Source organism: Bacillus sp. MMSF_3353 (assembly GCF_030733445.1).
Taxonomy (GTDB): domain Bacteria; phylum Bacillota; class Bacilli; order Bacillales; family Bacillaceae_G; genus Bacillus_A; species Bacillus_A wiedmannii.
On the sequence record NZ_JASHJA010000072.1, the window covers coordinates 1 to 5,766 of the forward strand.

General features: G+C 32.4%; 9 protein-coding genes and 1 pseudogene. 5 read left to right on the top strand and 5 right to left on the bottom strand.

Annotated features, from left to right (window positions below):
• A partial coding sequence (locus RBB48_RS31320; protein WP_306008837.1) for an exosporium leader peptide-containing protein occupies positions 1 to 242 on the bottom strand: 242 nt, incomplete at its 3' end.
• Positions 243 to 452: 210 nt separating this feature from the next.
• On the opposite strand from RBB48_RS31320, the gene RBB48_RS31325 reads away from it, so the two are divergent.
• Positions 453 to 1,004 carry a BclA C-terminal domain-containing protein gene (locus tag RBB48_RS31325; RefSeq protein ID WP_088063351.1) on the top strand — a complete coding sequence of 184 codons (552 nt, stop codon included), beginning with the start codon at positions 453 to 455 and terminating at the stop codon, positions 1,002 to 1,004.
• A gap of 407 nt (positions 1,005 to 1,411) precedes the next feature.
• Here the strand turns inward: RBB48_RS31325 and RBB48_RS31330 are convergent, their stop codons facing one another.
• Positions 1,412 to 2,026: a helix-turn-helix domain-containing protein gene (locus tag RBB48_RS31330; protein WP_306008838.1), complete on the bottom strand. Its 615-nt coding sequence runs from the start codon at positions 2,024 to 2,026 to the stop codon at positions 1,412 to 1,414.
• A gap of 58 nt (positions 2,027 to 2,084) precedes the next feature.
• On the opposite strand from RBB48_RS31330, the gene RBB48_RS31335 reads away from it, so the two are divergent.
• On the top strand, positions 2,085 to 2,669 hold the full coding sequence (locus RBB48_RS31335; RefSeq protein WP_306008839.1) for a LysE family transporter: 585 nt from the start codon (positions 2,085 to 2,087) through the stop codon (positions 2,667 to 2,669).
• Between the two features lie 228 nt (positions 2,670 to 2,897).
• Here RBB48_RS31335 and RBB48_RS31340 read toward each other — a convergent pair whose 3' ends face one another.
• Positions 2,898 to 3,635: an N-acetylmuramoyl-L-alanine amidase gene (locus RBB48_RS31340; protein WP_088063348.1), complete on the bottom strand. Its 738-nt coding sequence runs from the start codon at positions 3,633 to 3,635 to the stop codon at positions 2,898 to 2,900.
• Between the two features lie 283 nt (positions 3,636 to 3,918).
• Between RBB48_RS31340 and RBB48_RS31345 the strand changes: the two genes are divergently transcribed.
• Complete coding sequence (locus RBB48_RS31345) at positions 3,919 to 4,179, top strand: hypothetical protein (protein WP_061672984.1); 261 nt, start codon at positions 3,919 to 3,921, stop codon at positions 4,177 to 4,179.
• A gap of 303 nt (positions 4,180 to 4,482) precedes the next feature.
• Here the strand turns inward: RBB48_RS31345 and RBB48_RS31350 are convergent, their stop codons facing one another.
• The gene (locus RBB48_RS31350) at positions 4,483 to 4,608 is read right to left on the bottom strand and encodes a hypothetical protein (protein ID WP_255294011.1); all 126 of its coding nucleotides are present in this window, start codon (positions 4,606 to 4,608) and stop codon (positions 4,483 to 4,485) included.
• Positions 4,609 to 4,649: 41 nt separating this feature from the next.
• Entirely contained in the window at positions 4,650 to 4,823 is a 174-nt protein-coding gene (locus tag RBB48_RS31355; protein WP_176551435.1) for a hypothetical protein, read from the bottom strand.
• Positions 4,824 to 4,968: 145 nt separating this feature from the next.
• Here RBB48_RS31355 and RBB48_RS31360 point away from each other — a divergent pair, with 145 nt between their 5' ends.
• Together RBB48_RS31360 and RBB48_RS31910 are read left to right on the top strand one after the other, a co-directional pair.
• On the top strand, positions 4,969 to 5,184 hold the full coding sequence (locus tag RBB48_RS31360; protein ID WP_088063347.1) for a spore germination protein: 216 nt from the start codon (positions 4,969 to 4,971) through the stop codon (positions 5,182 to 5,184).
• A 456-nt stretch (positions 5,185 to 5,640) separates the two neighbouring features.
• Positions 5,641 to 5,766: pseudogene (locus tag RBB48_RS31910) on the top strand (sulfotransferase family 2 domain-containing protein); the annotation flags it as partial.

Here is a 5,766-nt window from a genome sequence, read left to right on the forward strand (position 1 = left end):
GTCGGGCCTGTTACTCCCGGTGATCCCGTTAAACCGGTCGGGCCTGTTACTCCCGGTGATCCCGTTAAACCGGTCGGGCCTGTTACTCCCGGTGATCCCGTTAAACCAGTTGGACCCGTCGGACCGGTCATTCCCGTTGGGCCCGTTGGAATATAAATTGGGGGAAGAACTGGAAACGTAGGTCCAATGTTTTCAGGTTCTATCATAGCTTTATTTATTGATAATTTATTTTCTCGCTTCACTTTAATACCTCGTTCCACATTTTTGTTTACTACTTAACAAAATAATACATCTATCATTTTAGAAGAATTTCATAACTACTTTTTTCATTCTCAAATGATTTTTACATATAGTAAACTTTTTACCGTTGCTATAACTAGTAGTATTAATATAATAAAATGATAGTTCCATTTCAAAATACTAAATCGGTTACATTCTAATTTAAAAATGAGGTGATTTATATTCAAGATAAGAATGAAAAAATGAAAAAAGAACTATTATCACTGGCTCTTGAAATTATTCTTCCATACAGACTGACAGGTCCTACTGGGCCCACAGGTAATACCGGTCCTACAGGCATTACTGGACCCATTATTACAATAAACTCTATGTTCGCTAATAATACATTAGGTGGTCCCATCTCAGTCATATTAGGTGGAACTAATATTCCACTTTCTAATAACCAAAGTCTCGGTAATTTTACAGTGAACGCTACAAATGATATATATACAATTCCTGTTACTGGAAGATATTATTTAACCTATCAAATTAATACAACAACTTCTCTACTTGCTGGTACAAGGCTACTATTAAACTCTTCGACTCCACTTCCCGGATCTATTTTTTCACCCGCAATATCAACTTCAAACTATAATAATAATTTAATAACCAATTTAATTGCTGGTAATACAATTTCCCTTCAAATATTCGGCGTATTATCCATAGTTAATTTAGTTGGAGGTGGTTCAACAGGTGCCTCTTTAACAATTATACGAATCGATTAATAAATGATTCATTCTTTTTTATAATAAACATTCTTAGCTGCTAAAGTAGTAACTATTACGTCATTCCTAAAGCTAATAATATTTCAATAATTTCACGACAGTGATTAAGCAATAAAAACAATTTGTACTATACTCATAGTAATAACCATCTATACTAAATTTTCCGTATATACATTATCAATTTACACTTCTCCCTGCCAATGTTACATTGAATAAGAAGACAGTTTCCCAAAATGCGAACCATCTCAAAACGTATTTGAGAAACATACTCCAATCCTATACGCGAGAGCAATACTATGTCGACACTCAAACGAGTGTCTTTTTTTATGAATTTAAAAAAATAAAACCATCTCTTATAGATGGTTTATCAACACACATTTCTTTATATTCTTGATGCAATTGTAAGTTTATGCAGCTGGATAATAAATGGTCATACTTAACCGAGTTAGCGTACTTCCGGAATTATGATAAGAGTGCGGTCTATCCGCCTTAAAGCAAATTGCATCTCCGCTATTTAATGTATATTGACAATCATTTATTTCAATTATCAATTCCCCTTCAAACACCGTTATAAATTCTTCGGTCCCTTCTTTATGGCCTTCCGAACTTAATTTTCCTTCTGTTTCAATTTCAACCGTATAGATTTCAAAGTTCCTATCATCTTGAAAAGGAAAAGAAGGATACACTTTATATCTCCCATTGTCTTCTGATAATACTTGAACATCATTTCGTAAAACAACTTTCGTATCTGGTTGCGGATTATTGATTAAAGAAGTAAAAGACACTTTCAAACCATTAGCAATTTTCCATATCGTTGTTAATGTTGGACTTGACTCCCCTCGTTCAATTTGTCCAATCATCGTTTTACTCACACCTGTTAATTGCGAGACCTTTTCCAAACTCATTTTTTCTTTCTCTCGTATTGTTTTTAAATTTTTCGCCAAAATAAGTTGAATTTCTTCCATAAGAAACACCCCTACATTATATACAATATAACGACCGTTATGTATAATAAAGAGCACACGTTATATTGTTCTTTTCGGTCATTATAACACACACAAATAATTAGGGGGTTTTGAAATGCCTATATTTTCTTTTTTGTTATTTGTTTTTATAAGTAGCTTCACACCCGGTCCTAACAATTTTTTAGCTATGACATACGCTAATCAACATGGTTTAAAAAGGAGTATGCAATTTTGTTTTGGAGTAGCTTTCGGTTTTTTCATCCTCACCTCCTTATGTAGCTTCTTTAATATTGTACTAATTAATATCCTACCCATAATCGAATTCCCTTTAAAAATTTTAGGTGTAGCATATATGCTATATTTAGCTTTTAAAATACTCACTAGTAAAACTAGTACAGATTCCGATGAAAAACATAATAAAAACTTATTTACAGTGGGGATTTTTCTTCAGTTTGTTAACCCTAAAGGGATACTATTCGGCCTGACTGTAGTGTCAACTTTTATTCTCCCTTACTATAATTCATATTCAAGTTTTCTACTCTTCTCATTATTTCTAAGTGTAGTCGGGTTAATGAGTACATTTAGTTGGAGCTTATTTGGTTCCATGTTCCAAAAACTTTTATTAAAACATACTAAATCTTTTAACATCATTATGGCCGTTTTATTAGTTTTTAGTGCTTTTTCAATTGTAATCAATTAAATTCAAACTCTAAATTTTATTTCTGTTTAAAAGTATGATTTACAAATATAGCTGATATACCAAATGAACCTCCCGCTTACATGCATTACTTATTTAGTTTTAAGGCGGTAATCTTCTATATCTACTCTTATTCATACGAGATAAAATAAAAAGAGGATTACTCATTATAAGTAATCCTCTTTTTTGACTATTGATTTTTAAATATTCTGTTCCACTAAACTAAAATCTTTACTTAACTTCATACCACCAGCCTTTACGATCAAGGTAATCCGTCATTCCTTTAAGTTGCGCATCTGAAGTTGGTTCAGAGATAAAATATGTTAGACCATCCGATTGTAAGATGAAGTTAGCTGTCATTTTTAGTGACGTTAATGCTCCCATTACATCGGGGGTTTCATGCGGTGAAAAAGCTCCTGATTGAATGATATTTTTTTTCGATGGCGGAGTTGTCCCGCCAGATTGCCCCGTTAACGCATAAACAATTGAATTTGCAATCTTATCTGGATTCCATTTTGACATATCTGCTTCATTATCGATAAATCCAAGTTCAATTAAGATTGCAGGTGCTTTCGTATTCGCTAATACATAAAGGTCTTTTCGCTCCTTCGCGCCACGAGTTGACCAGCCAATATCTTTTGAAAGTTGCGCTGCTATCTTTGCTGATAAAGCTTGTTGGTCATAATACAGTACTTCAACACCATTAGCATTCGTATCATATGAGTTTAAATGAAATGAAACTACTAAGTCTACATCATGTGAGTTTGTTTTAGATACAATGTTATTTAAATTTTGCGCTTGTGTTGTCCCTACTTCATCAGTATCATCATAAACTGTATGCCCTACTGCTCTTAATTTAGCAACAACTGCATCCTTAACTTGTCGATCCATAATATGTTCTTTCCGATTCCCATAATTTGCACCCTGTACAATACTATTGTGACCTCCATGTAAACTATATCTAGCCATTGTTCAACATCCCCTTTTTTATTAATATATTCAAAGCTCGTCTTATTGTCCGGTCAAATATCCAGTAAAGCTCCAGCAAACAATAATAAGGGCACTAATCTATTTTTTAATTTTTAATTCTAGATTATCTATTTTCTAAAGCAAAGGACTCATAAATAAAAACCACAACTAATATTTTTCAGTTGTGGTTTTTACGCATTTAAACTGTTTATTTTGAAATCTTTTTATTATAATACATAAAAATACGTTATAATATAAGCTACTGTTCTTTAGGAGGGGTTTAATGGCTGATAAATATAAATTTTTGATTCTCTTTGTTACAGCATTTGTTTCTTTCTTTTCCTTAATAAAAGATTTCCGTAACATTTCAAAAAGTTTCTTTTGGGGGAGCTTTGCAATCCTAACAAGCTTTATATTATTATTAACTCACGCTTTAGAATTAACTCCAATACTTCTCTATTCAGCTCAGATGGCTCTTGAGATTATTACAATACCACGTAAATTATTTCTTCCACCTGTCACTGAAGTTGCTAGTTTTTGCTAACAATTCGTATATATATAAGTTTCAACTCTACATTTCTAATTATCTTTACAAATATAATAGTGCGGTTTCTCCTTTCTAGAGAAACCGCACTATATTAAATTTTAAACTGACTAGTATAAAAATCTCATACATCGCTGTTTTTTTCATTGAGTTCGTTTGTTTTGTGTAAAAGAAAAAGCACCCAACTGGTTGCTTTTTACAGAATCATCTTTTTCTTCCGCTTCTTTTTACTTCCTTTATTTCTCCTTGCTTAACTAGTTTTTCAATATATAAATGTACTAACTTATAAACACATTCTCTTCGCTAATTTTCCTGATCTTCTTGATTTTTCATCCAGACGCACAATGCTTTGTAGTTTTTCAGCTCCTTCACCACAAGTCTTCGCATTTCCTTTTCATCGATGTCCTCAAAAAATGACAATTGATTCATACGATACGGTCCCCCTCCGTTCGATTTACTCTATTGAACTTTTACTTCATTTCCTTTTTACATTCTTCAAGAAAATCGATATCCTCTTGAAGCCGTTCTTTTGTTGAAAGTAATTCCATCACATTACCTTCTGTGCTATAAATACGTATCGTTCTTTCCTTAAACTCCATACCCAATATCCCATCATCATTTAAAAGCTTTACATTACCTCCCATTCTTTTAACCTCGCTTTCTATTCAAAGGATTATTTTATTGGTTTTTCACTTAAACTTCATTTCAAAATTCTCCGTTTTATATGAACCACTAGACACATACACCATATACTAATTTAAATACTTCCTAGGAAAGAAGGTGAAAGTTATGCCATCTATTGTCGGAAATATGGTTGTACAAAATAGTAACGGTTCTTTCAACTTAGGTGATTTTTATAATGTTTCTCCAAAAGAAAATACAAAAGCTTATAATGGTTCGGGTGCATCTAATGTTGCTTTTGTGCTTAATACATTTAACGGTGTTAGTGCAACCAACACATTTGATTCTGATGTTGCCGACCAAAGCCAAGTTGGAACCGCCTAAACTTATTTATTTCTTCTACTTCCGAATAAAAGCCAATATCCCGTTAATAATGTATATATAGTTTCTGTTTCCCCTTCATACCCGAAGGCTTATCAGTTAGCTTTTGCTAGCTGTCCTTTTTAAATACGGGCTGCACACGTATTCAGCTTATAAATTAGGCCTTGTGAGCTGCCACCTTTTAAAGGAGCACATTTAAATATATGCTCCTTTTATTCAATGTTATTTTCACGATCATGCAGAATAAAACATAAGGTATATGGTAATTCAGTGCTCATAAAACCTATTTTTTCTAAGAGTTTATCCATTTGTAAGCTCTTTTTTTCTTTTCAAATAACTCTTTTATTTTTAAATTTGTATTATTTTAAATTATCTATTCTACTTCTCTTTTCTTGTTCATATGCCAAGTTTTTTATTCATAAACTAAAAGTACTTGACATAACTGAATGGAGGCTAATAATGTCTTTTTCAAATATTATTAAATACGGACGCGTTCCCCTCTTTAATTCTAACTTCCCTTTGATTTTATTTTGGAGTCAAAAAAGTGGCTGTACCTCTCTTGCACATTGGTTTTTTTATCAAATA

Excerpts from the sequence above, each read along its gene's own strand:
- RBB48_RS31335 (WP_306008839.1), top strand. The coding sequence starts at position 2,085 with ATGCCTATATTTTCTTTTTTGTTATTTGTTTTTATAAGTAGCTTCACA.
- RBB48_RS31340 (WP_088063348.1), bottom strand. The coding sequence starts at position 3,635 with ATGGCTAGATATAGTTTACATGGAGGTCACAATAGTATTGTACAGGGT.
- RBB48_RS31345 (WP_061672984.1), top strand. The coding sequence starts at position 3,919 with ATGGCTGATAAATATAAATTTTTGATTCTCTTTGTTACAGCATTTGTT.
- RBB48_RS31350 (WP_255294011.1), bottom strand. The coding sequence starts at position 4,608 with ATGAATCAATTGTCATTTTTTGAGGACATCGATGAAAAGGAAATGCGA.
- RBB48_RS31355 (WP_176551435.1), bottom strand. The coding sequence starts at position 4,823 with ATGGGAGGTAATGTAAAGCTTTTAAATGATGATGGGATATTGGGTATG.
- RBB48_RS31360 (WP_088063347.1), top strand. The coding sequence starts at position 4,969 with ATGCCATCTATTGTCGGAAATATGGTTGTACAAAATAGTAACGGTTCT.